The 23,256-nt window shown below is 58.0% G+C and carries 24 protein-coding genes; 6 read left to right on the forward strand and 18 right to left on the reverse strand.

The window, feature by feature from the left end; genetic code table 11:
* Positions 1 to 90: 90 nt before the first annotated feature.
* From FLM21_RS19370 to FLM21_RS19390, 5 genes are read right to left on the reverse strand one after another with little or no spacing between them, the layout of a single operon-like run.
* Positions 91 to 1,164, reverse strand: a complete 1,074-nt coding sequence (locus FLM21_RS19370; RefSeq protein ID WP_148717146.1) for a DUF8838 domain-containing protein — start codon at positions 1,162 to 1,164, stop codon at positions 91 to 93.
* A gap of 2 nt (positions 1,165 to 1,166) precedes the next feature.
* Entirely contained in the window at positions 1,167 to 2,369 is a 1,203-nt protein-coding gene (locus FLM21_RS19375; protein ID WP_148717147.1) for an NAD-dependent epimerase/dehydratase family protein, read from the reverse strand.
* A complete protein-coding gene (locus FLM21_RS19380) occupies positions 2,366 to 2,788 on the reverse strand; it encodes a hypothetical protein (RefSeq protein ID WP_148717148.1) in 423 nt (140 codons plus the stop codon). The genes FLM21_RS19375 and FLM21_RS19380 overlap by 4 nt, the downstream gene beginning before the upstream one ends.
* A gap of 23 nt (positions 2,789 to 2,811) precedes the next feature.
* The gene (locus FLM21_RS19385; RefSeq protein WP_148717149.1) at positions 2,812 to 3,747 is read right to left on the reverse strand and encodes a permease; all 936 of its coding nucleotides are present in this window, start codon (positions 3,745 to 3,747) and stop codon (positions 2,812 to 2,814) included.
* Between the two features lie 28 nt (positions 3,748 to 3,775).
* Entirely contained in the window at positions 3,776 to 4,621 is an 846-nt protein-coding gene (locus FLM21_RS19390) for a ferritin-like domain-containing protein (RefSeq protein ID WP_187360002.1), read from the reverse strand.
* Between the two features lie 195 nt (positions 4,622 to 4,816).
* On the opposite strand from FLM21_RS19390, the gene FLM21_RS19395 reads away from it, so the two are divergent.
* Genes FLM21_RS19395 through FLM21_RS19410 form a run of 4 tightly spaced genes read left to right on the forward strand, consistent with a single transcriptional unit; the run spans position 4,817 to position 8,339 of the window.
* Positions 4,817 to 5,692, forward strand: a complete 876-nt coding sequence (locus tag FLM21_RS19395; protein WP_148717151.1) for a phosphate ABC transporter substrate-binding protein — start codon at positions 4,817 to 4,819, stop codon at positions 5,690 to 5,692.
* Positions 5,693 to 5,710: 18 nt separating this feature from the next.
* Entirely contained in the window at positions 5,711 to 6,619 is a 909-nt protein-coding gene (pstC, locus tag FLM21_RS19400) for a phosphate ABC transporter permease subunit PstC (RefSeq protein WP_222846728.1), read from the forward strand.
* Entirely contained in the window at positions 6,616 to 7,479 is an 864-nt protein-coding gene (pstA, locus tag FLM21_RS19405) for a phosphate ABC transporter permease PstA (protein WP_148717152.1), read from the forward strand. Before pstC ends, pstA begins: the two co-directional genes overlap by 4 nt.
* Positions 7,480 to 7,493: 14 nt before the next feature.
* The gene (locus tag FLM21_RS19410) at positions 7,494 to 8,339 is read left to right on the forward strand and encodes a phosphate ABC transporter ATP-binding protein (protein ID WP_148717153.1); all 846 of its coding nucleotides are present in this window, start codon (positions 7,494 to 7,496) and stop codon (positions 8,337 to 8,339) included.
* 18 nt (positions 8,340 to 8,357) lie between these two features.
* Here the strand turns inward: FLM21_RS19410 and FLM21_RS19415 are convergent, their stop codons facing one another.
* Positions 8,358 to 9,059 carry a hypothetical protein gene (locus tag FLM21_RS19415; protein ID WP_148717154.1) on the reverse strand — a complete coding sequence of 234 codons (702 nt, stop codon included), beginning with the start codon at positions 9,057 to 9,059 and terminating at the stop codon, positions 8,358 to 8,360.
* Between FLM21_RS19415 and FLM21_RS19420 the strand changes: the two genes are divergently transcribed.
* Together FLM21_RS19420 and FLM21_RS19425 are read left to right on the forward strand one after the other, a co-directional pair.
* A complete protein-coding gene (locus tag FLM21_RS19420) occupies positions 9,049 to 12,258 on the forward strand; it encodes an outer membrane lipoprotein-sorting protein (RefSeq protein ID WP_148717155.1) in 3,210 nt (1,069 codons plus the stop codon). The genes FLM21_RS19415 and FLM21_RS19420 overlap by 11 nt on opposite strands.
* The gene (locus FLM21_RS19425) at positions 12,259 to 13,509 is read left to right on the forward strand and encodes a hypothetical protein (protein WP_148717156.1); all 1,251 of its coding nucleotides are present in this window, start codon (positions 12,259 to 12,261) and stop codon (positions 13,507 to 13,509) included. It begins immediately after the preceding gene.
* 69 nt (positions 13,510 to 13,578) lie between these two features.
* On the opposite strand, the gene FLM21_RS19430 is transcribed toward FLM21_RS19425, so the two are convergent.
* The 12 genes from FLM21_RS19430 to FLM21_RS19485 all read right to left on the reverse strand — a co-directional run bounded on the left by FLM21_RS19430 (position 13,579) and on the right by FLM21_RS19485 (position 23,188).
* Positions 13,579 to 16,665, reverse strand: coding sequence for a TrlF family AAA-like ATPase (locus tag FLM21_RS19430; RefSeq protein WP_148717157.1), 3,087 nt, complete (start codon positions 16,663 to 16,665; stop codon positions 13,579 to 13,581).
* Positions 16,666 to 16,850: 185 nt separating this feature from the next.
* Complete coding sequence (locus FLM21_RS19435) at positions 16,851 to 18,038, reverse strand: MFS transporter (protein ID WP_148717158.1); 1,188 nt, start codon at positions 18,036 to 18,038, stop codon at positions 16,851 to 16,853.
* A 25-nt stretch (positions 18,039 to 18,063) separates the two neighbouring features.
* Positions 18,064 to 18,837, reverse strand: coding sequence for a sulfurtransferase (locus FLM21_RS19440; RefSeq protein ID WP_187360003.1), 774 nt, complete (start codon positions 18,835 to 18,837; stop codon positions 18,064 to 18,066).
* 46 nt (positions 18,838 to 18,883) lie between these two features.
* Positions 18,884 to 19,906, reverse strand: coding sequence for an ACR3 family arsenite efflux transporter (gene arsB / locus FLM21_RS19445; RefSeq protein WP_373281787.1), 1,023 nt, complete (start codon positions 19,904 to 19,906; stop codon positions 18,884 to 18,886).
* Between the two features lie 68 nt (positions 19,907 to 19,974).
* Positions 19,975 to 20,475, reverse strand: coding sequence for an arsenate reductase ArsC (locus tag FLM21_RS19450; RefSeq protein ID WP_148717161.1), 501 nt, complete (start codon positions 20,473 to 20,475; stop codon positions 19,975 to 19,977).
* 2 nt (positions 20,476 to 20,477) lie between these two features.
* Complete coding sequence (locus FLM21_RS19455; protein WP_148717162.1) at positions 20,478 to 20,975, reverse strand: arsenate reductase ArsC; 498 nt, start codon at positions 20,973 to 20,975, stop codon at positions 20,478 to 20,480.
* A 14-nt stretch (positions 20,976 to 20,989) separates the two neighbouring features.
* Positions 20,990 to 21,466 carry an ArsI/CadI family heavy metal resistance metalloenzyme gene (locus FLM21_RS19460; protein WP_148717163.1) on the reverse strand — a complete coding sequence of 159 codons (477 nt, stop codon included), beginning with the start codon at positions 21,464 to 21,466 and terminating at the stop codon, positions 20,990 to 20,992.
* A 15-nt stretch (positions 21,467 to 21,481) separates the two neighbouring features.
* Positions 21,482 to 21,817, reverse strand: coding sequence for an ArsR/SmtB family transcription factor (locus FLM21_RS19465; protein ID WP_148717164.1), 336 nt, complete (start codon positions 21,815 to 21,817; stop codon positions 21,482 to 21,484).
* 66 nt (positions 21,818 to 21,883) lie between these two features.
* Positions 21,884 to 22,321 carry an SOS response-associated peptidase family protein gene (locus FLM21_RS19470; protein WP_187360004.1) on the reverse strand — a complete coding sequence of 146 codons (438 nt, stop codon included), beginning with the start codon at positions 22,319 to 22,321 and terminating at the stop codon, positions 21,884 to 21,886.
* Positions 22,322 to 22,381: 60 nt separating this feature from the next.
* Complete coding sequence (locus FLM21_RS19475) at positions 22,382 to 22,564, reverse strand: SOS response-associated peptidase family protein (protein ID WP_148717166.1); 183 nt, start codon at positions 22,562 to 22,564, stop codon at positions 22,382 to 22,384.
* Positions 22,565 to 22,566: 2 nt separating this feature from the next.
* A complete protein-coding gene (locus FLM21_RS19480) occupies positions 22,567 to 22,746 on the reverse strand; it encodes a hypothetical protein (RefSeq protein ID WP_148717167.1) in 180 nt (59 codons plus the stop codon).
* 115 nt (positions 22,747 to 22,861) lie between these two features.
* Complete coding sequence (locus FLM21_RS19485) at positions 22,862 to 23,188, reverse strand: helix-turn-helix domain-containing protein (RefSeq protein WP_148717168.1); 327 nt, start codon at positions 23,186 to 23,188, stop codon at positions 22,862 to 22,864.
* Positions 23,189 to 23,256 lie beyond the last annotated feature (68 nt).

Genomic DNA, 23,256 nt, shown 5'->3' on the forward strand with positions numbered 1-23,256 from the left:
CAAAGAGGGCGAAACATCATTTCCACTCTGGACAGGATTGTATAAGAAGACGTGTGCACGTTGATACACACCAAAGAAAGGTTTTGCGTCCTAGCAGCAACCTCCGCCAGGCTCGCAGCATGAAGCTGCCACCGCACCAGCAAAGGGCGCTAACCCCTTGGTGACCTTGGGATCGCGCAACGCCGGCGTATTGCAATCGAACAGCTCAGCTTGGGCCAAAGCAGGTTCATTTACGCTACGCAGGCCGACGAATTGGCCCTGATAGGGGGCGCGCATCATCAGATCAAAGGTCTTCGCACAAACCGCAACGCGTTGGCCACGGCGATACACGTGGCCATCATCGTCCCGCACTTCTCGCCATGGCCCTTTGTACATCACCGCTTGGCCGAGTTCGAAACAAGGGCCCTGTTTTCCACGATAGGCCTCGATGAGGCACATCCGGATATCCGCGTCGCTAATTCGGTCCACCGCGATCGGGTCTATCTCAGTAGACCAGTGGACGGTCACGCCGTGGAACCCTGCATCTTCAAACGACTTGAGCAGCGCACCTTCCGTGGGAATGTGCAACGAAGGCCCAGGCGGGGCGGCCCTAACCGCGTATGCCGAGGCGATGGGTTCGTCAGCAACCAGGGCTATGCAGTACACCACACCTTCGCGAGTCTGAACGCGGAATGCCTCGCTCAGCATGCTTGGAATCGTGCTGGGGTCGATGCGATTGAGCACGAAATCGAGCACGATGCTGTGTGCCCAACTGTCCGCTACTGCCGGAGCATTGGCGAACAAGCCCTTCAGCTTTTCCTCCAGCACCAGATAGCCTTCGATATCCCGAACGCCGGCACCCGACATCGCGGCCTCGATCGCTCGCACATCTCGGCGTAGGTTGCTGAGCTCGAGCAAGCGAACGGTCTGCGAACGTTCGCCAGCCAGACTTTTGGCTCGCCGCAATTGCCGCGTTTCAACATCCGCGATGACGACCTCTGATTCTGCCAATCCCAATTTGCTTTCGGCCAGAAGCTCCGAATAGCCGCCACCAAGCCAGAGCACGTTTCTGTCCCCACGCTGCGCGGCGGCTTCCAGACATACCCGCAACTCAGACGCCAACTGGCTCAGCTCGTGGTCCCACGGAGACAGGCGCGCTCCACTCCGATTTTCAGGTGAGTTCATGATCAGGCCATGGAAAGTGACAAGGACGAGGTGTGTTCGTGGTGCTGTCGATACTCGACACGTGCTGGTAACTCGTTGCCGAAACGCTCCAGGTAACGCTGTAACAGCGACGAAGAGCGGACAAAGCGGTCCTGGCAAATCTTGATCGTGTCCGCGGTGGTCTCGGTGAACACCAGCCCGCGTTGGCTGAGTTGCTCGAGCCAACCGCGTTCGAATTGCCAGGGATAGGCTCCGATCTCAAGGTTGGTCTGGGCAAACGTGAGATAGGCCCGTTGCCGCATGTGAATCGCTTTGAGATCGACCTGGCGCATGTGGTCGTAGAACACCACGCTATGTGGGCGGGTCACTTCGCAAATCATCTGCCATAGCTGCTTCATGGACGGCGCACTGCGATTACTCACCACCAGGTTGATGTGTTCGCCGTCCGGCACCCAGCGCAGGATGCTCGCCATCGAGGCTTGAAACACGTCCTGGTGCAACAGGTTCAGCGGCTGGTCCGTGGCAACGGTGTGCAACTCGTCGTGGTAACGATCCGAGAGCAAGCGCTCGATCCCCATCCATTGCTGGTAGAGCCCGTAGCGCTTTCCGCTGTAGCGGCCATCCTTGGCGCTGCCGATCACAATGGACGGCCGGATCACCAGGAACGGGATGCCCGAACTGGCCACCACGTGCTCGGCTTGACGCTTGGTCAACGTGTAATCGGTGGGATCGCTAGCCGGCGTCTCCAGCGCGCGCTCCGGGATTGGGGCGCCAGAATAGCCACCTGCATAGGCCGTAGAGATGAAGATGAAGCGCGCCACGCCCGCTGCCTTGGAGGCATCCACCAAGCGCTGCGTGAATTCCACATTGAGTGCCTGCAGGGCAACGCTATCGAAGTAGTCGAGACATCCCGCACAGTGGATGACGGTATCCACGCCGGCCAGCATGCTTACCATGTCTTCGCGCGACACCTGCTCAGCGCCCTTCCAGGCGACCACTTCGATGCGGTCTGCCAGACGATCCGGATCTGTACCCAACGCGATCAGTTCACGGTGGATTTCCTCCGGCATCGTGCCGGCAGCCTGGGCACGCCGGCTCGGGACGATCAGGGTATCGGCCCAGTCATCGCTGAGCACCTGGGCCGCGAGCAGCGCACCCAGATAGCCGGTGCCGCCGGTGAGGAGAACGCGCTTCCCCTCGCGAGCTGTTTCTCGGAGGGCGTTCAATGGAGGGCCTGCTTCGACGTATTGAGCTGATTCGGCAACGCCTTACCGACCAGCTCCTGGTCCGGAGCGCCACCGTACGAGACCAAGCGCTGATTCACGATCAGCACCGGAAACGCGCTCAGGCCGTGAGACATGAAAAGCTCGCTCACTTGCTGCGCCACCTTGGAGCCGCTGCTGTCGAGTTCGCTTGAGATCTTGCCGAGCGACGACTGTGCTTGAGTCACCGTTACGGTCACTACAGGCCAATCAAGATGTGCGGACTCAAGGGCTGCATGAGCAGCAGCTTCAGTTTCAGCATCGATGTCTGCGGTACCACGCACGCAGCAGCTGGCCGATACAACGGCGACGGTCTCGGGGCTAAGCGCCTGCTTGACCAGGGCGGAATCCTCATCCGAGCCCTTCTTGAATAGACCAAACATGGAGCACCTCCTAAGCGAATGAGTTAGAGCACGAGCGCCACAACGACTCCCAAGATCAACGCGCAAGCGATGACGCTCAGGGTGTGGGCAATAACCAGGGGCAATCTGAAAAGCCGGAACAGCAGCATGATTTCCGGGGGACTGGTTCCGATCGCCGCGACCAGGAACGTCACCAACGGCCCAACCGGAAAGCCTTTTTCGATCAGCGCAAAACCAATGGGCAGAGCGGCAACCGGTGAGATGTAGAGCGGCACACCAACCAGTGCGCACACCAAATAGAGCAATGCGGGGTGAACGCTGTCGACGAGCTTCAACAGCGTGTCCTTGGGCACCGCGCCGTAGATCACCCCGCCGATCAACAGGCCCACGAGCAGATAGGGCGCTATGTCCTTCAGCTCACGTACCGCGGCGATCCAAGCGAAGCGGCTGGCCGCGCTGAAGCCCGGCCATCTCGGCCCGCCGTTCCCCACAAACGTCGCGCTACTTTCCGGTGCCGGCGTCGACACCAAGTAACGCTGCAGACCAAGCCTGCCAGCGAGGACCCCGACTGCGGAGGTGAGCGCAAGGCCCACCACGATGAAGGTAATGCCTGCGACAGGCCCTTTCGTGGCAAAGAGCAGGATGAAGACGCCTTCGTTGACCACCGGCGAGGACACGAGGAATGCAAAGCTGGGGACGAAGCCCACACCAGCACGCAACATGCCGCTCAACACGGGAATGGTGGAGCACGAGCAGAACGGCGTGATCACGCCGCCCACGCTGGCAGCAAATGCGGAACGCCAGCTCGTTGCGCCTTGGAGCTTGTTCTGGGTCGCCTGGAAAGGTAGCCGCTGCTGTAGCAGCACTACCCCCCAGGTAATCAGCAGGAACAGCCCGATGAGCAGGGCCCCATCCATCAGCAAGAACTCGAAGAACGCGCGGACGGCTGGGGATGCCAAACCGGATTGAAGGGTTTCCACTGCTGCGAACGCCTTGTTGAAGTGACGCTTAGGCCGTAGCCAGTGCCGAGTTCATCGACGGCGTGCCGCCATACGACTGCATCGATTCAATCAGTGCAGCGGTGACCACCGGGTCGAAGTTCGCCTTGTCCAACGTTTCCACGTAGGTATCGAGCGCTTCGATGCGGATCTCGTCGATGTCGGTCTTCAAGTCGCCTAGCGACAGCGAGCCGCAATCGATGCTGAGGCGATCGCACAGGAAATGGCAGCTGGTGCTGACCATGCTGAAGAGCTCAGGCATCACGCGGTGGTGAGCCCACTTGAGGCTCTCATGGACACCTTCCGGATCAGCTTCAAGCAGGCCACGGATCCGGGTCAGGCCGATTTCGAGATGCTCAAGCTCGTCTTCCAGAATCTTGCTGGCGAGGACGGAGGTATCCGGGTCACCCTGACGCTTCAGCGTCCGGTACAGGACGATGGCCATGGTCTCGGTCATCAGGTCCTGCATGATCAGACAGGCAGCCAGATCCTTGTTGTGCACGGCGGTGCTGAAATGGCGGCGGATGTTGAACCATTGCGGTTCGACGATCTCGCGCATGACCTTGTAGTCGTGGCGCTTGCCCAAGCTCGCGAGCATCTGAATGTGCTTCGACTCTTCGTGCGCCTGCTTCACGGTCTCGATCTTGTCATCGGTGGTGGGCATCAGCGGCACCATCTCCGAGTAGTTCTCGACCGCCATGACTTCGCCGGCGATCGCATTCGACGCGATGTAGGCAATCAGGTTGAAGTAGCCGTCGCTCTTATCGTGCTCGGTTTGCAGTTCATTGCGGCGGTTTTGTGAACGCAGGTCGACCGGTGCCAAATCGTCGGCAACTGCGGCGAAAACTTCAGTCATTTTGCAACCCCTCTGTACGTCGACAAGTGAATATTCCTTAGAGCAAATCATTGTCGAGATGAGGGGTGTGGCGCGCCATAGTACATAGGTTCTATTCGGCGCCAGGAAGGGGGCGGAGTACGATCAGATTCTATGCAATAAATCTGCAATCTTACAAAATAAGCCTTTCCTTTTTAATTTAGTGGAGTTTCTCCAATGGCGACACCTTTCCAATCCAAACGTGTTATTGGCGTAATTACTTTATTGATCGCCGGCACTTTAAGCACAATCAGTTTGGTTGGCTGTGATCGCGCGACTGGCTCCACTCAAACATCAGAAAAAGCAGCAGCAGAAAGAATCATGGTGGTGGGTGCAAGCACCATTGCTCCGTTGATGAGCGAAATCGCCAAAGCCTATGAGCAAAGCCATCCGGGCGTTCGCATCGAAGTACAGGCCGGCGGCAGTTCGCGCGGCGTGCTCGACGTGCGTCAAGGGACAGCTGGCATCGGGATGGTCTCACGCGAGCTCAAGTCGGACGAAGCGGACCTGAAGCACGTGATGATCGCGCAGGACGGCGTCGGCATGATCGTGCACAAGAACAACCCGATCCAGCACTTCACCAAGCAACAGGTCATCGACATCTACAGCGGCAAGATCACCAACTGGAAGCAACTTGGCGGTGACGATGCGCCGATCACGGTGGTGAGCAAGGCCGAAGGCCGCTCGACGCTGGAAATTTTCAGCCATTTCTTCGGCGTCAAATACAAGGACATCAAGGCCCACGTCGTGATCGGCGACAACCAGCAAGGCATTCAGGCGGTGGCCGGCTCCCCTGCAGCAGTCGGCTATGTCTCGATCGGCACCGCTGAATACGAAGCGCAGCATGGCGCAGCTATCAAGCTGGTTTCCGTGGACAACCAGGTACCGACTACCGCCGCGGTCGCAGCTGGTGAGTATGCGATCCGCCGCCCATTGAATCTTGTCTTCAAGGAACCGCTCACCGCCACCGCGAAGGAGCTCGTGCAGTTTGCGCAGTCCCAGGATGCAAGCGAGCTGGTGAAGAAGCAGTTCTTCGTCCCGGTCACCAAGTAAGCAGGACGGTCGCGTGCAATGAGCGCAATACTGGAGCTGCCGTTTCCCCAGGCTTCGATGTCACGGCAAGCCGCGCGTATGCAGGCACTGGCGTTCTGGACCGTGATGGCGGGTTTGGCGATCGCAGGCACTTTGATCGTGCTGTTGATCGCCGGCTTCCTCGTTCGCGAGTCGTGGCCACTGATCAGCGAGGCCGGCCCACTGCGGTTTCTGACCGATGCCGGCTGGTGGCCCCGCGACGGCAGCTTCAACATGTCGCCCATGATTCTGGCCAGCCTCCTGCTCACCCTCGGAGCGCTGGTCATTGCGACGCCCTTGAGTCTGGTATTCGCGACATTCACCTGTTTCGTGGCGCCGCCATGGCTCGCAAACGGTATGCGCATACTGGTCGAGGCCAGCGCGGCGGTGCCAACCGTCGTCTACGGTCTGTGGGGCATCACCGTCATCGTCCCGCTGGTGAACCAGATTTCCCCACCCGGCTCCAGCCTGCTTGCCGGCATGATCGTTGTTGCTGTGATGATCTTTCCGACCATCGCGATGCTCTCACGGGCCGCACTGCAAACCGTACCGCCTGGATATGCGCAGGCCGCGTCCGCGCTCGGGGTTTCTAACGCCCAGACGGTGCTTCGCATCGTGCTACCCGCGGCAAAGCACGGCATCGTGTCGGCGATGATTCTTGGGGCGGCGCGCGCCATCGGCGAGACGATGGTGGTGCTCATGGTCTGCGGCAATATCGTCCAGGTACCCAAATCCCTGTTCGAGCCGGTCCGCACGCTGACTGCAAACATCGCGCTGGAAATGCCTTATGCGATGGGTGATCACCGGGCCTCGCTGTTCGTAGCAGGGCTGATGATGCTGCTCTTGGTCAGCGCCCTGGTCGCGCTCGGGGAATGGGTTGGTGCAACCGGCCAGCGGGGTGCGCCATGAGCACGCTCAGCCTGCTCTACTCGCGCGACCGTCTTTGGAATGGTTTTCTGTGGGCCGGGTCGCTGTTGGTTGTTGCGGTCCTGCTCTGGCCGCTGCTGATCGTGGTGTTGGAAGGGAGCCATGCGCTCTCGCTCGATTTCTTCACGCAAAGCCCTAGCGATGCAGGCCGCAGCGGAGGGATCTTGCCCATTCTGGTCTCAACCTTGGCCATCGTCTCCGTCAGCTTGGCTGCAGCGATGCCGCTGGCGTTTGCTATCGCGGTGATGCTCACGGAGGTGTGCCGACCGGATGGCTGGGTCGCTACATCGATGCGGTGCAGCTTGGATGTCCTGGCCGGCGTGCCTTCTGTGGTCTTCGGACTGTTCGGGCTCAGCCTGTTTTGTCGTCAGCTCGGCATGGGCTACTCGATTGCCGCCGGCGGATTGGCGCTGGCCTGCATGATCCTGCCGACGCTCGCCCGCGCCCTGACCACGGCGCTTGAAGCGGCTGGTGAACAACATCGGGTATCGGGAGCTGCGCTTGGGCTCTCAAAGCCTGCCGTGTTGTGGAGCGTGACCGTGCCGGTGGCGCTGCCCGGTATTTGCGCCGGCCTGATTCTGTCGATGACGCGAGCCCTGGCCGAAACCGCCGTGCTGCTCTTCACCAGCGGCTACTCGGACCGGATGCCCGAATCGATCATGGATTCTGGCCGAAGCATTTCCATCCATATCTACGACCTGTCCACGAATGTGCCGGGTGGCATGCCGAATGCCTACGGCTCAGCGCTGGCGCTGTTGCTCATGCTCACCGTTCTGAGCGTGTCGGTTCATTGGGCTACCCGCTGGATGCATAAACACATGACTGGCGCTTCCCAGTGCTGAATCAAGGATTTTCGATGACCCACTCCACCTTGCTGGCAACGCCGCCACTTACTGAGCGCGCCTACGCACCAGCGCAATCGATCGCGGACAACCCACCTTCGTCGGGGCATATCGAGTTTGACGATATTTCAGTGCGCTACGGCCACAACAAGGTCGTGGAATCAGTTTGCCTCAAGGTGCCACGCAATTCGGTCACTGCCATGATCGGCCCTTCCGGCTGCGGCAAATCCAGCATGCTGTATACGGTCAATCGGCTATGCGACCTGATTCCCGGTTGCTGTGTGACCGGGTCGGTAGAGTTCAGCTGGCTCGACAATGAGCAAATGCGCAAGGACGCAATCTTGCTGCGGCGGCAGGTTGGCATGCTGTTTCAGCGCCCGAATCCATTTCCGTTTTCAATCTGGAAGAACCTTGAGTTCGCACTGAAGCAGCATGGCATTCGGGCAAAGGGCGAGGTCAGCGAGCGGATCGAATCTGCGCTGCAGGAAGTCGGCTTATGGGATGAGGTGAAGGATCGATTGTCAGTCTCGGCCTTCGCGCTGTCGGGCGGTCAACAGCAACGGCTTTGCCTGGCGCGTGCATTGGTACTTCAGCCGGCCGTGCTGCTCATGGACGAGCCGTGCAGCGCCCTTGATCCAATCTCGACGCAGAAGATCGAGGACCTGATCCTGCGCCTATCCCGGACCAGAACCATCCTGCTGGTCACCCACAGCCTGGGCCAGGCACGTCGGGTCGCAAGCCAGGTCGCCATGTTCTGGAAGCTGGATGGCGTGGGGCGACTGATCGAATGCGGAAGCGCGCTTGATCTGTTCGATCAGCCCAGGCACGACCTGACCAAATCCTATTTGGCCTACGCATGAGCAATCGCGCTGGTGCGCTCAGTCGGCAGGTTGCCGCGCTGCTTCTAGCTTGGCCCGCATAGCTGCTTTCTGCTCTTCCCGTTCCTTGGAGCGGGCTAGCGCTCGATCGATTTTTCGATCCATAGCGGCTTCGCTGTCGATGTCGTACTTGCGAAGGTTCGCCAAGGCAACCGTGGCGCCCACGATCGTGGTTGCCGCAGCCCAGGCGACAGGCTTGGAAAACAAAGTTAGCCACGATTCGTAGGTTGGGCCTTTGAGCAAGGCACCATAACCAAGGATCTGCACCACCTCGTTTGCCAATACCAGAAGGGTCCCTGCCAGTAACGCCATCGTGGCAAGTCTGCCCACGTATTGCAGACAAGCCGCCAATTGCCGCAGCACAGAAGCTGAAAAACGGATCGGTGTACCGGCGATAAACAGACTACGCCATATCAGCGCGTCCGTTTTATGCCCCAAATGGTCTTCCGTCCACCATGCGTACGCCAATAAAGATAGTGACAGCAGCAGCAGCGCAGTCCCCGTTAGATATGCCAGAAATTGCATCAATGCGTGCTCCCTGAAGAATGCACTTTCATGCCGTCCCAATTTCTCGCGCTTGACGATAGTACATCGCTTCCATTGAGCGTCGCGGCGCGCCTTTCTACCATCAGCTCGAACAATCGCGGCAATTTGCTCGCCGCCAAGATGGCCACTTCCGATACCTTGCACAATGAACGACATCACACACACCGCTGGGCTTTCAGTTCCCGCACGCGACGCCCACTCGAACGCTCCGCGTTTGCTCGAACGATACGTCACATGGGTTGTGGATTACCGGAAATGGGTAATCGGCTTTGTCGTCCTGTTGACCGTCTTCTTCGGCTTGTTCGCCGCCAAACAACAGGTGGTCATCAATCCTGCTGCAGTGGTGCCGCAAGGGCACCCCTACATCAAGGCCACCAACGCAATCGAGAAGATCTTCGGCTCGAAGTACTTGGTGGTCATCGGTGTTACCCCCAAGCAGGGCGATGCGCTGCAGCCCGCTGTGCTCGACACGGTTCGCCGCATCACCGACCAGCTCTATGCCTCTCCAACGGTGAGCAAGCAGACGTTGCTAAGCCTGACCTCACGCCAGGCCAAGAGCATCCGTGGCAATGCGGAGGGCTTTGAGGCCAAACCCCTCGTCGATGCCGGCCATGGCGCACAGATTGACCGAACGGCACTTAAGCAAGCCATCGAAGCCAATCCCATTTATCGCGACACCGTCGTCTCGCATGATTGGCGTACCGCGACGATCATGCTTGAGCTCAAGGAGAACCCGAACGGCTTCGGCGCCATGCTCGCTGATGTCCACAAGATACTTGATCAGGAAAAGCAGGCGGGCCTGCAGGTATCGGTCAGCGGCAACCCGGTCTTCTTGCATCAGGCGGAGATCTTTGCCGAGCGTATCAACTGGCTGTTCCCCATTGCAGTGCTGGTGATCGGCCTGTTGCACTTCGAAGCCTTCCGTACCCGGCAAGGACTGATCCTGCCGCTGGTGACCGCGTTGTTGTCGGTCGTATGGGGCGTGGGTGTGATGGGGCTGATGCGTATCCCCATGGATATCTTCAATTCACCGACGCCAATCCTGATTCTTGCCGTCGCCGCGGGACATGCGGTCCAGCTGCTGAAGCGGTATTACGAGCGCTTTATCGAGCTGGTCGACAACCAGCGCGTTGAGCCGGCGCTGGCCAATCGATTGGCAACGATCCAATCGCTGGTCGCGGTAGGCCCGGTTCTGGTGATCGCGGGCGGCGTTGCCGCGCTGGGGTTCTTCTCTCTGGTGGTGTTCGAGGTTGAAACGGTGCGGGCCTTCGGCATCTTCACCGGCATCGGGATTCTCACCGCGGTCATTCTTGAATTCACGTTCACACCGGCAGTGCGCGCCAGCTTGCGGCCACCATCAGCGGACCAGATCCGCACTGAGAGCCGCGTCCGCTTCTGGGATCGCCTGAGTGCGGGCATCGCGCAAACGGTGATGGCGCCTGGTGGTCGCAAGGTCATCCTGATTGGAACGGCGCTCCTGATCGCGATCGCGATTGCCGGCTGGCCGAAGGTCCAGATCGACAACGCCAGCAAGACGTTCTTCTCCCCCAGCCTGCCTATCCAGCAAGACGATCAGCAGCTCAATCTACAAACCGGCGGGACCAATGTGCTCTACCTGATGGTCGATACCGGCCGAGAGGATGGCATCAAGGATCCCAAGGTCCTGGCCGCCATGCACGCGCTTCAGCTCGAAGCGGCGAAGCGTGCCTACGTCGGCAAGACGCTGTCGATCTACGACTTCCTGCAGCGCATGCATGAAGCCGCTTCAGGCGAGAGCAAGACGGCTGGCCGGCTGCCTGCGGACCAGAATCTGATCGCTCAATACCTGTTCCTCTACTCGATGTCGGGCGATCCCGAGGACTTCTCCGCACATGTCGACTACGGCTACCAGCGGGCAAAGATCTCCGTCATGTTGCGCACCAACAGCAACGCGGAAATCGATCAGTTGGTCCGTGACCTGAAGCGTGAAGCCAGCAAGCTGTTCCCCCGCAGCGTCAGCGTCTCGTTTGGGGGCGAGGTCGCACAGACGCTCGCCGTCACCGACGTGATGGTGCACAGCAAGCTGCTCAACATCGTGCAGATACTGGCCGTGATCTTCGCCGTCTCGGCCATCGCGTTCAGATCATTCGTCGCCGGTGCACTGGTACTGGCGCCGCTCTTGGTCGTGCTGGCGCTGGTGTTTGGGGTGATGGGCTACTTCGGCGTCCCGCTCAACATCCCGAACTCGTTGATCTCCGCAATGGCCGTCGGCATCGGTGCGGACTACGCCATCTACCTGATCTACCGGATCTCGGAGTTTGTCGCCCAAGGGCAATCCCTCAACGCAGCGGTAAATCAAGCAATCAAGACCGCTGGCAAAGCGTGCCTCTTCGTGGCAACGGCCGTCGCCGGCGGGTATGCGGTTCTCCTGTTCTCATACGACTACAAGGTCCATATGTGGCTCTCCTCCTTCATCGTGTTGGCGATGCTGGCCAGCGTCCTCACGGCCCTGACCCTCATTCCCAGCGCGATCCTGATCTTCAAGCCGCGATTCGTACTGGAGCGGCGTTCGGGTGATCGTGGCGCGATCCTGCTGATCGTCCTGGCCACCATCGGCTTCCTGACCTACTCGCAGGTGGCCTGGTCCGCACCGACTGCCGCCGAAATCATGGAGCGCAGTGCCGCAGCAACGCGATTCAGCACGTCGAAATCCTCGGCAGAGTTCGTGTTGGAGAGCAAGGACGGCGGCAAGCGGACGCGTAAAGCCAACATGACCTCCAAGCTGCAGGAGAACGGCACGGACACGATGCGACTGGTCCGGTTTGAAGCGCCTGCCGACATCAAAGGGACCTCCACCCTCCTGATCGAAAAGAGCGCGGCGGATGACGGCATGTGGGTCTACCTGCCCGCGATGAAGCGGGTGCGCCGGCTGGTGGCCTCCAACAAGAAGGACAGCTTCATCGGTACCGATTTCAGCTACGGCGACGTGATGGGCCACAAGGTGGGCGACTGGAAACACACCCTGGTCTCCGAGCAGACCAAGGACGGTGTTGGTTACTTTGTCATCGAGTCCATCCCGGCCAGTGACGCGACGCGGACGGATTCCGGGTATGGCAAGCGCGTCTCGTGGGTGCGCAAGGACAACTGGGTGGCCGCCCTGGTCGAAACCCAGGACACCGGTGGCCAGCCCTACAAGCGCTTCGTGTTCTCGGACATCCAGAAGGTGGATAACGCGAACAACAAGTGGCAGCCCATGAAAGCAGTGGGATCAAATCTGCAGAGCGGGCACACCACCACCATCACCTTCGCGAGCTTCAAGGTGGGCGAGCCGGTTGCAGATACCACTTTCTCGGCGAACAATCTCGCGACCAACTAGATGATCAGGCCGTTCAACAAGCACCGGTTGGTGTCGGTGTGTGCGGTGTTGTCGATATGGGGCTCGGCCCTAGTATATGCCGAGCCGATCGATATCAGTGGGGAAGTGGCAGCGGGGGTATGGTCCTCTACCAGGATGCTGGATGACCGGACCAGCATTGGCGTACTGCGCGGCGATCTGCTGCTGGATTGGCAAGCAACCGAATCACTCCAGCTGCATGCAGCCCTCTGGGCGCTCTCGGCACCGGAAAGGCTGGACCACAAGCGAGAAGACGCAGGCATCAACGAGCTGTATCTGCGTCTTGGCCAAGCGCCGTGCGCACCCACACTAGGCAAACGACTGGTGCTCTGGGGCAGAGCCGACGCAATCAATCCGACTGACCAGATTTCGCCCCGCAACTTCCGCCGCTTGACGCCCGACGACGACGAGCAACGTGCGGGGAATTGGGGCCTTCATCTGGATTGCCAAATCGGTCCGGGAAAACTGCAGCTGCACTGGATGGACCAGCGCGAGCTCAATCAGGTGCCGTTTCGCGAGCAGCCAGGCGTAGTCGTGCTGGATGAGCATCCGGACCGTGCCTCAAGCTTCGCCGCCAAGTACGACGTTCTGGGAGAGGCCGCGGATTGGTCCATTGGATATGTTCGCGGCAATGACTTGTATCCCACCCTCGCGGTGAGTGCGATGACTCAACAGGGGCTCGTCCTGTCGCAGGAAGCCACCCCGTTCCAAATGCTCGGGGCGGACATCGCCTTCGTTCGGGGTGAGGTCGCCTACCGTGCTGAATTTGCATGGGTCACCTATAACCAGGACGCCGAGCCACTGACTGCATGGCGCCGGCCCTATGTGTCGACTGTTGTCGGTGGGGAATGGGCCTTGGGTGATCGGGAAACCCTCGGTCTTCAACTGTTCTGGAAGCACTTGCATGGCGATCTTCCCGCCAACCCGCATCCCATCCAGCAATCGCTGCAAGCGGCCCAAGGCCTGATCAGCAACGAGCTGGATGACAACCAGTACGGCGTCACCGCCCGATATGCCAAGTCATTTCTGGACTCAAGGGCTGACCTAGACCTGTTTGCCGTCTGGTCGCAGCCCAACGAAGACTGGATGCTAAGAGGGCGCCTGAGCTACGCCTATTCGGATCACATCCGCCTACGAACCGGCTTCGATGTTTTTCGGGGCCCTCGCCAATCCTATCTCGGCAATCTTCGGCAAAACTCGCTGCTTTACTTTGAGACTTCCTACCTTTGGTAGGTATGCACATTCTCCTCACGCGACATGCATTCGTTCGACAAGCCAAGCATATACCCCGATATTTATTGGTCACCGCAGTCGATATTTTGACTGTCTATTTTTAAATGCGGGCTCTGTGCCCTCAAGAATTTGGACTACCCTGTCTTTAATTTCTAATTGTTCAATGGCTCCTGACTCATAACAAAATCGACTTGCTGCCTTGTCGCAAGTGGCATGAATAATTTGTTCGGCGTCGCACACAACTGCTAAATTCGGATTGTGCGTGACCATAATGACTTGTCTTCGATCTTTGGCTTTTTTAATACATTTCACCAACACCTTAAAGATTGTTTGGTTGTCCAAATTTTCCTCAGGCTGATCAATCAATATAGGAATATCATCTTTGTCGACTAACAAATAAAACACCAAAAGTAAAAGGCCACGCTCTCCCGGAGAGAGTTGACCAATCTCTTGGCCGTTAAATGTCAAGGAGTATCGCGGGGTAAGATATTCAAAGCCGAAAATATAATCGAGCACTTCAAGTGGTTCAATGCCCTTTTTTACTTGATCTGCCAACCGAGTTCCCCGCGCACTCTGACCATCACGCGTATCGACCTTTAGCGCGTGATCGATTTGGCTTGCAAAAGTGATCGCTTCATCTGCGGTGGCGAAATTAGCCTCATGTAGCATACGCCTTACAACCAGACTGCTTTCCTCAACGCCTGAGAACGTGCCTCGTACCTGCCGGTTTAGTTTATTGAAAAACTGGTCCTGGAATCCAACCTCTTCAATGCGAACATGGAATTCTAGAGGTAAATTCATCTCCATCTGCTCTGCAGACTGCACAAAATTTTGGACTGGGTGATAGAGGCGCTGGTATTCATCAACAGTCGCTTGGATTTTTGCGTGAATCTCTCTTGAAAGCAATGTTCGCTCTTTTTCTAGCCTGAGCAGCTGCTCAGGGAGTTTTGTGAGAGACTCCAATTCTGATTCAAACCAAGCGATTGTTCCGGTTTTTTCTGCGGGGCCAATAATATCCGATTTCAGCTGCCCCCATTGAAACAAGTCTTCCTTATAGCGGACGTAGAGTCGCTGTTTCTCACCCAGCTTACCTTTTGCCTCTTCGATTGATGCGGTTATTTCTTCACTGCGCCTGCTGATGCTCCCTGGCTCTAGCGTTACCAGCAGGCGGTCAGCATTATCGATCACCTCTTGCATTGCAGTGGCGACCTCCTCAATCGGAGCACTGTCTATTTCAACCCTATACACAGAGTCTATTGACAGCTCCGTCCCAAGATCGATCCAAAGCTCCTCTAGCTCTTTTACAAATGACTCGTTATGTCTCTTTTGATTTTCTAATGCCTGTGCAATCCGTTTCGCGACTGCTTGCCTTTTTGCCGCGGCCGCCTTTACATTGCGTTGCTCGACTTCTTCCTGCTTGATTTTCCGAAGCTGCTCTTCGAGTTCGTCGATTGCTGCTGCGGCCCTCTTAGAGTCCTCAAGTGCTTCAGAAGAGGCAGTGGGATCAGCAATTTCTTCAGGTTTTGCTTCTTCTAGTGCTAGCAGCTGGGCTTTTTTTGCAACAAGCTGCTCTTCTAGACTCCTTTTGAACTCTGGCGCCAGCCGGTGCTCTGCCTCAATAATTTCACGATTAATCTTCGAAATACTCTGGCGCAATGCTTGACGGGCGTGATTTATCTCGGAAACTTTGTAGTTGATCAGCGCATCCATTGATGCTTGCCCCAAGCGATCTTCACGTGGAACGTGCGAATATATGATTTTTCTCAATTCTGAATCGAACGTTGCGGAGCCGCCACCCCCCAATTCATTGCAAAGGTCCTCAACATACCTCTGAGGCAGATATTTCACACGCTCAATGCCATTTGGATCTGGGTTTTTGTCCAGCTCCATTGAGGTGGTGCTGCCGTCATGCCAATTCACTGCCCCTGTAAAATTCTGTGCTAAGCGCGTACGTGGATTTCTAAAGCGTGCCGTATTTAAAAAAGAAAAGCTTTCGTGATTTCGCGCACCACCCGCTAAGGCTATGATGTCGGAAAGGGCGCTTTTCCCACTTCCCTTGTTGCCTATAATCGCAACTAAATCTGGGTTGAGAGGCAAGTCGACATCGAACCAAGTTTCGACCAGAGCAGATTCCGCTTTTTTTGTAACCGTGACCGAGCGGATGAACTTGGTTCGGTTCAGGTCGACAAGTTGCAATTTAGGTGGGAGATCGCCGACAAAGACTCGGTCCTCAAACTCTTCAATTGCTTGAAGCAGTCCTTTGAAAGTACTGTCTGCCTTGATCCAAGTAAAACAATTTCCAACTCGGTCTTTGTCTTCTGAAGAGCTCAGCCAATGTGCGTCCGAGCAATCTAGAAGATTTGAATTTACATTCGCATCCAACAACTTGCTTTTGGCCTTGGCATAAGCCTCTGGAGATTCTGCCGCTGTAAACACCAAACTGGCCTCATTAATTAGCGTTTTTTTCTCAGCGATCGTATGGTCGTCCCATTTTAGATTCTCCCACTCGGTCTTGCCGACTGCCAAAACAAATTTTCCCTTCAACGCGTCGTTTTCAAGAGCTTTACGCAAGCCATCTGCGCTTATATTTAGATTATTAAATCCTTCAATTAGCGGAGACCCAAAAGCATCACGCCGCTCTGCCGGGGCTGATTCAATTATTGCCGAGCCAAGTGCCTCCAAACTCGGCCGAGATATCACACAATTCCATTTCCCTTCACCTGCCGACCCTGGAACCAAACGATAGCTTGGTCCAATTGCCGAAATAAATTGCTGGCGAATAAAATCTGGCTCTACCTGATCGAAAATAACGTGGATATTTATCCTACTCCAGGCCGAGGGGGAGTAGCCGTTCTTACCACTTTGAACAACACCGCCGAACTTATCTAGCCTAAGCTCTACAATTGGCAGAACCAAATCGATATTTTTAAGTCGTCCTTCTTCCCGTTTGGCTTTCAGAATTTTTTCATATCCATCCACAAGAACATAATCGTTGATGCCAATTACCTTAAATTCTTCGGGAAGATTTTCGAGATCGGTGATAAAACTCTCCCACGCTTCCTCTTTGCTACCCGGATAGTGATGAATAAAGGAATCAGGAGTGTGGACATGAAGATCCCACTTTTTCCAAGTTGATCCAAGCGAGGTAATGGGCATTGGCACGTTCCATTCTGCGTGAGGTGCTGACTGGCCCCATTTCTGCTAACTACTCTGCTGTAGATGGGGTTGGGGCGGCGCCGGCTCGAGCGCTCAGTCACTATATGTCAAATAACTAAATCATGTGCCGTTCAGGTAGTTTTTCAGATAGCACAGCGGGACCCGTTCCGTACCAACGAGCCATACTATTTGCGGTCGGATCTCGCACCGATGGCTATGAGGGCCAGCCATGAGAATCCCCCTATTGCACCAGTTAATAGCGCGGCACTGCTTCCAAAGCGATCCAACGCATAACCCATCAACGGCGGCGCAAAGGCTTGGCCAATGCGGGCTGGTGCCATAATCCAGCCGAGCCGAGCGCCGTAGCCCTCCGAGCCGAAGAGCGCGAGCGGGACTGTGCCCTTGGCGATGGTCATCACGCCGTTGCCCATGCCGTGCAAGATTGCAAAGACAAAGACCGCGGGCGAGCCCAGGCTCAGCAACAGCAGCACGCCGATCGGGTGGGCTGCAGCGGCAACCCGAGCGGATACCAGCGCGTGGTAACGCCGTAGCCATCCGAACTCGGCGACGCGGCCGAGAACCTGGAACGGTCCCACCAGCGATGCCGCAGCCAAAGCGATCCCAACACTGGCGCCCGAGAGCTGCAATAGCCGCGGCAGGTGAGCTGCCATGGCCGTTGCAATGAACCAAGCGAATCCAAATGCGGCGGCGACCAGAACCACGGCTTTGAACGACCCTTGCGCGGGCGGGTTGCTTCCCTGTTCTGGGCGGTGCGGTGAACTGACCGCAGTGCTGATTTTCGGTAGGGATAGATTTAGTGGCAGCCCAATCACGAGATGAATTGCTGCCCAAGTAAAGCATGCAATTCGCCAGTCAAACTGGTGGGTGAGCAAGCTGGTCAGTGGCCAGCCAACCGTACTGGCAAACCCCGCGATCAGGGTAATGCCGGTGATGGCTTTTCTGGCGCCAGAGCCATACATGAACACCAGTGTGGAAAACGCAGCCTCGTAGAGCCCCAGCCCCATTGCTGCACCCAGCACAACCCATGCGGCGATCAGCGACAGCATTCCTTGACTCAAGCCGAGCAGGGTAAGACCTGCGGCAAGCAAGACGCTGGAGCACACCAGCACGGAGCGGCCACCGGTTCGATCAATCCAGTGACCAACCTTGGGGCCCATCAAGCCGGACAGTAGCAGCGCGCCAGAGAAGGCCAGGAAAATCTGGGCGCTCGATAAGCCAAGTTCAGCGCCTTGTGCCTCTGCCAATACGGCAGGCAAATAGTAGGTTGAAGCCCAGGCTAGCGTTTGTGCACTGCCGAGCGTTGCAATCACTCGAGTCGTATTGGGAGACTGTGCTTGGTGGGCGCTGGGCATGAGTCAGATAGGTGGATGGAGGCCTTCAAGCACCTGTTTCAACGGGAAGCGTCGAATCGGCCGCCCACTCGCTGAAGCCCTGATAGTAGACGCCGACCTGCTCGAATCCAGCTGCCGTAGCGACAAGGCCTGCGAATGAACCGCGACCACCGGAGCCGCAATGCGTGGTGATCTCTTGGGTAGGATCGAAGCCCTCCGCCCGGAGAATCTCCTGCAACGTTTTCGAAGGTTTGATGAGGCCTGCGTCATCGAAGAATTGGCGGTGATCCACATTGATGCCACCTGGAATATGTCCGCCTCTGGCATAGCTGTCCGCTTTGCTACCGTCGAATTCGGCCGGCGTGCGAGCGTCCCAGATCCGTGCAGTTCGTGAAGCGACTTTGAGAGAGAGCTCGGCCTTTTCAACCAGACGGGCCTTGGCCACAGGTGAAAGATCCAGAGGTTCTGTGGAGCCAGCAGCGGCAAACAAAGCAGGTGCCCCTCCGTTCACTACCACCGCCGGGATGCCGAACAGCTGCAGGATGAACCAAGCTCTTGCCGCTTCCGTCATTGAGCCGTCGTCGTACACGACGATGGTTTCGGGCCCATCCAAGCCGAGCTCCGCAAGCTCTACTTCCCAAGGGCCTTGGCGATTCAAGCCTGTGGTCGAGTCTTTCGCTCGGTCTCGCCAAGCACGTGGCTCAAGATGGATCGCGCCAGATACGTGTGATTCGTCGTATTGCGCTTGGGCGCGAACGTCGAGGAATTGCGCTTTTGAAATGGTGTGGGCTTGTGCGGCGGAAACGATCGGGGATGTCATGAAATGCTCCTTAGCTGGGTTGCACGCAGTGCGGCTCCGCGTCCGTTCACACGCTTTTTTCGTACCAGCCCTTGCTAGCATTGACGACCTTCACCACCAGCAACATCACCGGCACTTCGATCAGCACCCCCACCACCGTGGCCAAGGCGGCCCCGGACTCGAAACCGAACAGCGCGATGGCGGCGGCAACGGCAAGCTCGAAGAAGTTCGACGCGCCAATCAATGCGGAGGGGCAGGCAACGCTGTGCTTTTCGCCCACCCGCCGGTTCAGCCAATACGCCAAGGCTGAGTTGAAGAACACCTGGATCAGGATCGGTACCGCCAACAGCAGGATCACCAGTGGCTGCTTGAGGATGGCTTCACCCTGAAAGGCGAACAGCAACACCAAAGTGAGCAGCAGCGCGGCGATGGACCAGGGCCCAATCGCAGCGAGCGCCGTGTCGAATGCGGCTTGCCCACGCGCCAGCAGCGCCTTGCGAAGCAACTGCGCCAGGATCACCGGCACGACGATGTACAGCACCACTGAGGTCAGCAGCGTATCCCACGGCACCGTGATGCTGGAAACACCCAGCAGGAACGCCACCAACGGTGCGAATGCGAACACCATGATCAGGTCGTTGAGCGCCACCTGCGACAGCGTGAAGTACGGATCACCGCCAGTGAGCCGGCTCCAGACAAAGACCATCGCCGTGCAAGGGGCCGCGGCCAGCAGGATCAGGCCGGCGACGTAGCTGTCGAGCTGCGCCGCAGGCAGCCACGGTGCGAACAGCTCACGGATGAACAGCCAGGCAAGGAAAGCCATCGAGAATGGCTTGACCAACCAGTTCACCGCCAAGGTCACCGCGATGCCACGCGAATGTGCCTTGACCTGATGCAGCGCGCCGAAGTCGATGCGCAGCAGCATGGGGATGATCATCACCCAGATCAGCAGGCCGACCGGCAGGTTGACCTTGGCCACCTCCAGCGCGCCAAGCGCGTGGAATGCCTGGGGGAACAACTGACCCAATAGCACACCAACCACAATGCAGATCACCACCCAGGCAGTGAGGTAGCGTTCGAAAAAGCTCATTCCACCTGCCTTCGATTGAGGTGCAGGTTTACATACGGTGGACATGTCCACGACTCCGACTTCGAGGGTTAGGCGGTGGACTGCCCGAGTTCATGGAGCTTGGTCTGCAACGACATGCGATCGATCTTCTCAATCGGCAGGCTCAAGAAAATGCGGATGCGATTCGAGATCTGAATGAATGCCTGGTTGAAGGCATGCTGGCGCGCTTCGAGGTCACCCTCCACCTTGGCCGGATCCGTGAATCCCCAGTGCGCGGTAATGGGCTGTCCCGGCCAGGCAGGGCATGCTTCGCCGGCAGCGGAATCACACACCGTGAATACGAAGTCCATTGCCGGCGCATCCGGTTGAGCGAACTCGTCCCAGCTCTTGCTGCGCAGGCCAGCAGTCTCGTATTGCTGATGCGCCAACGTGGCCAGGGTCAGCGGGTTTACTTCCCCATTGGGAAAGCTGCCTGCACTGAAGGCCTTGAAGCGGCCTTCGCCCAGCTGGTTCATGATCACTTCAGCCAAAATGCTGCGCGCTGAATTGCCGGTACATACAAACAGCACGTTGTAGGTCTTGTCGGTCATGGCTATTCCACCGATGTTTCGCCGATCTCGCGGACCAGCTGCTTGAGGGCCTCGCCTTGCAGCCGCTCCTCAGGCGCCTGCACCAGCAGTTCAGTGCGCTTGCGGATCTGCTGGAAGATCTTCTCAAACGACGCACGCAATGCGTCATCCGTATCGCCGTGCGGGTCCTCGTACCCCCAGTGTGCGGTGGTCGGGTGACCCGGCCACATCGGGCACACCTCGTTCTTCGCGTTGCCGCACACGGTCACCACGATGTCCATGTGCGGGGCATCTGCCCCTTCGAACACGTCCCACGACTTGGAATGCAGCGAACTGGTGTCGTAGCCGATGCCATCCAGCAGCGCGATCGCATGGGGGTTGACGCGGCCACTGGGGTGGCTGCCGGCGCTATAGGCCTTGAAGCGGCCTTCGCCCAGCACGTTGAGCCAGCCTTCGCTCATCACACTGCGGGCGGAATTGGCGGTACACAGGAACAATACGTTGAGAACGGGCGTGCTCATGGGGTCTCTCGGGGTTAGCAGCAGCCGCTACCGGGGGCGCAGCTGTTTTTCGGGGTGATGTTGAAGGTTTGCAGCGCAGGCTTTGGCGGCGCACAGCAGGCGCTTTCTTCCGTGGCGCGATTGAAGGTGGGGATGGCGCCCAGGGTGCGATAGCTCTCCCAGGCAATCCCCGACGGATCGGTCACCCAATGCTTGTCCGATTCGGCATAGCAACAGGCCGTGCCCGGCTCGCTGAGTACGCTGAGGTCGGCGGCTTCCAGCTGTGCCTGCAATGCGACGAGCTCGTCGTCGCTATCCACCTGGAAACCCAGGTGATCGACCCCGGCGGGGGTACCGCGTTGCGAGATGGCGAAGTTGATGCGTGGATCATCGAGCATCCACTTGGCATAGTCCGGCTTCTGCACCGTGGGCTGCGCGTTGAACATCGCGGAGTAGAACCGGATGCTGTCGTCGAGCTGGTCAACAGAGACGTGAACGTGGAATCGCTTCATGGCTAAGCTCCTGCGTCAGTTGCATTTGCCAGCACAGCTGGCGAGTTCATCCTCTACTTCGCAGGCGGAACCTGCGCAGCAGTTTTCGGTGAGGAAACCCAGCAGCTCGTTCATCGCGGCATAGTTGGCCGAATAGAAGATGAAGCGGCTTTCCTGCCGGGCCGACACCAGCTGGGCGTGGGCCAGTTCCTTCAGATGGAAGGACAACGTGGCGGGGGCAACGCCGAGCGCTTCGCCGATGCGGCCAACGGCCATGCCCTCCGGCCCGGCGGTGATCAGCAGGCGAAAGATCGAGAGGCGAGTGTCCTGCGCCAGCGCGGCGAGACGGGAGACAGCGGCTTTGTTTTCCATGATTCTATTTTTATAGAAATACAGAATGCAGGTCAAGCGTGGGGTGCGTGCCTCACCATCACTTCCTCAAACAGCGAGTAACAACGGCTCCAGCAAGTCCGGCCCTTCGGCCCTTGGGTTCGTTAGTGAAGCCATTAGTGCAATCGCCTCCAGATCCGGTGCTGTTGGGTGGGCCAATAGGGGTACACAGTCATGTGCGCCTTTGGTCTGAGGCAGCCATAGCCCGATTGCTTCGCGGGAGAGCAGCACAGGTCGCACCGCAGCACGATCAACCACGCCGCGTTCTTCAGGATGGATCAGGATCGTCACGCCAGAAGGCCGCCACGGATCGGCGGGGTCCACGCTGGTCAGGGCTGCGGCGTAGCAGGGGCGCCCGCCTTTGCGCTGGATGATGAAGGCCCGCCTCTGGCCATCTCGCTCCAGCCATTCGTACCACCCATCCATGGGCACCACACATTGGCGACGGTGCTCCCAGAGCAACTTGAAGTACTTGCTGTCCGGCACCCTCGGGCCAGGAAACGTCGGCTCTGCCGGCAAGTTGCGGCGGTCCGCCCACCCGGGCCGTTAGCCCCAGATGGCTGCGCCGAGCTCGGGATGGCCATGCCCCTGGAACTCATGCATCAACAACACTTGGTCGCCGGGACTGAGGTTGTAGCGAGCCGGCCAGCGGTCCTCGCGCTTTTCTGCACGCCAACCCGCTGCGACCCGGAATACGTCCCGGCCGCTGAATTGCGCAAACCGCTGCACGGCTACTGCTCCAGCGGTAACGGTTCGTCGTCGATGATGCGCTCCTCGCGGGTGTATTCCAGCGGGAAGGCATCAGGGTACTGCTGGCGAAAAACGGTCACTTCTGCCTTCTCGCGACTGGTCATCCAGCGGCTTCGGGCGAGATCGAAGTAGCGGAAGTTGAAGACCTCTACGGTTCTCACGTTCGTCTAGCTCCATCCAGGTTGGGGATGGAAATATAGAACGATCGTTCTATTTCGTCATCGTAGGGCGACAGCCGGAAGGGCGTGAGCGGTGCTTCCCAGCCAGCTCGTGATGCTAGGTGTGATCCGCCGGTAGCTTCCCGCTACTGACTGCTTTGATCAACTGTTGTTTGGTGTCTCGGTCAAGCCGATGGAGCATCAGAATCAACTCGGCGAGCTCATCGTCCGGCTCGTAGAAGTAGGAGACGGGAGTGTTCAGTACTTCTGCCAAATGGGTTGCCATCTGGAAATCAGGCTCGTGTTTCCCGCGCTCGTACTGGTTGATCCGCGCACTGGCTGAAAACTCGTCCACCCCGGCCAGCACGCCCAGACGCTCCTGGCTGAGCTTGGCCGCTTTTCGCAACGTCTTCATCCGCTTGCCAAATGGACTTGTGGCCGACATCACTCAGCTTCCCTAGGAAAGCTAAGAGATTCTGAGTTTGCGCTTGACCGAACACTAAGGATTCCTTA

The sequence above is a fragment of the Chitinolyticbacter meiyuanensis genome (assembly GCF_008033135.1).
GTDB lineage: Bacteria > Pseudomonadota > Gammaproteobacteria > Burkholderiales > Chitinibacteraceae > Chitinolyticbacter > Chitinolyticbacter meiyuanensis.

Bases quoted from the DNA above. Each gene is read 5' to 3' on its own strand.
- FLM21_RS19370 (WP_148717146.1), bottom strand. From the start codon at position 1,164: ATGAACTCACCTGAAAATCGGAGTGGAGCGCGCCTGTCTCCGTGGGAC.
- FLM21_RS19380 (WP_148717148.1), bottom strand. From the start codon at position 2,788: ATGTTTGGTCTATTCAAGAAGGGCTCGGATGAGGATTCCGCCCTGGTC.
- FLM21_RS19390 (WP_187360002.1), bottom strand. From the start codon at position 4,621: ATGACTGAAGTTTTCGCCGCAGTTGCCGACGATTTGGCACCGGTCGAC.
- FLM21_RS19395 (WP_148717151.1), top strand. From the start codon at position 4,817: ATGGCGACACCTTTCCAATCCAAACGTGTTATTGGCGTAATTACTTTA.
- pstC (WP_222846728.1), top strand. From the start codon at position 5,711: ATGAGCGCAATACTGGAGCTGCCGTTTCCCCAGGCTTCGATGTCACGG.
- pstA (WP_148717152.1), top strand. From the start codon at position 6,616: ATGAGCACGCTCAGCCTGCTCTACTCGCGCGACCGTCTTTGGAATGGT.
- FLM21_RS19410 (WP_148717153.1), top strand. From the start codon at position 7,494: ATGACCCACTCCACCTTGCTGGCAACGCCGCCACTTACTGAGCGCGCC.
- FLM21_RS19420 (WP_148717155.1), top strand. From the start codon at position 9,049: ATGAACGACATCACACACACCGCTGGGCTTTCAGTTCCCGCACGCGAC.
- FLM21_RS19415 (WP_148717154.1), bottom strand. From the start codon at position 9,059: ATGTCGTTCATTGTGCAAGGTATCGGAAGTGGCCATCTTGGCGGCGAG.
- FLM21_RS19425 (WP_148717156.1), top strand. From the start codon at position 12,259: ATGATCAGGCCGTTCAACAAGCACCGGTTGGTGTCGGTGTGTGCGGTG.
- FLM21_RS19430 (WP_148717157.1), bottom strand. From the start codon at position 16,665: ATGCCCATTACCTCGCTTGGATCAACTTGGAAAAAGTGGGATCTTCAT.
- FLM21_RS19435 (WP_148717158.1), bottom strand. From the start codon at position 18,038: ATGCCCAGCGCCCACCAAGCACAGTCTCCCAATACGACTCGAGTGATT.
- FLM21_RS19440 (WP_187360003.1), bottom strand. From the start codon at position 18,837: ATGACATCCCCGATCGTTTCCGCCGCACAAGCCCACACCATTTCAAAA.
- arsB (WP_373281787.1), bottom strand. From the start codon at position 19,906: ATGAGCTTTTTCGAACGCTACCTCACTGCCTGGGTGGTGATCTGCATT.
- FLM21_RS19450 (WP_148717161.1), bottom strand. From the start codon at position 20,475: ATGACCGACAAGACCTACAACGTGCTGTTTGTATGTACCGGCAATTCA.
- FLM21_RS19455 (WP_148717162.1), bottom strand. From the start codon at position 20,975: ATGAGCACGCCCGTTCTCAACGTATTGTTCCTGTGTACCGCCAATTCC.
- FLM21_RS19460 (WP_148717163.1), bottom strand. From the start codon at position 21,466: ATGAAGCGATTCCACGTTCACGTCTCTGTTGACCAGCTCGACGACAGC.
- FLM21_RS19465 (WP_148717164.1), bottom strand. From the start codon at position 21,817: ATGGAAAACAAAGCCGCTGTCTCCCGTCTCGCCGCGCTGGCGCAGGAC.
- FLM21_RS19485 (WP_148717168.1), bottom strand. From the start codon at position 23,188: ATGTCGGCCACAAGTCCATTTGGCAAGCGGATGAAGACGTTGCGAAAA.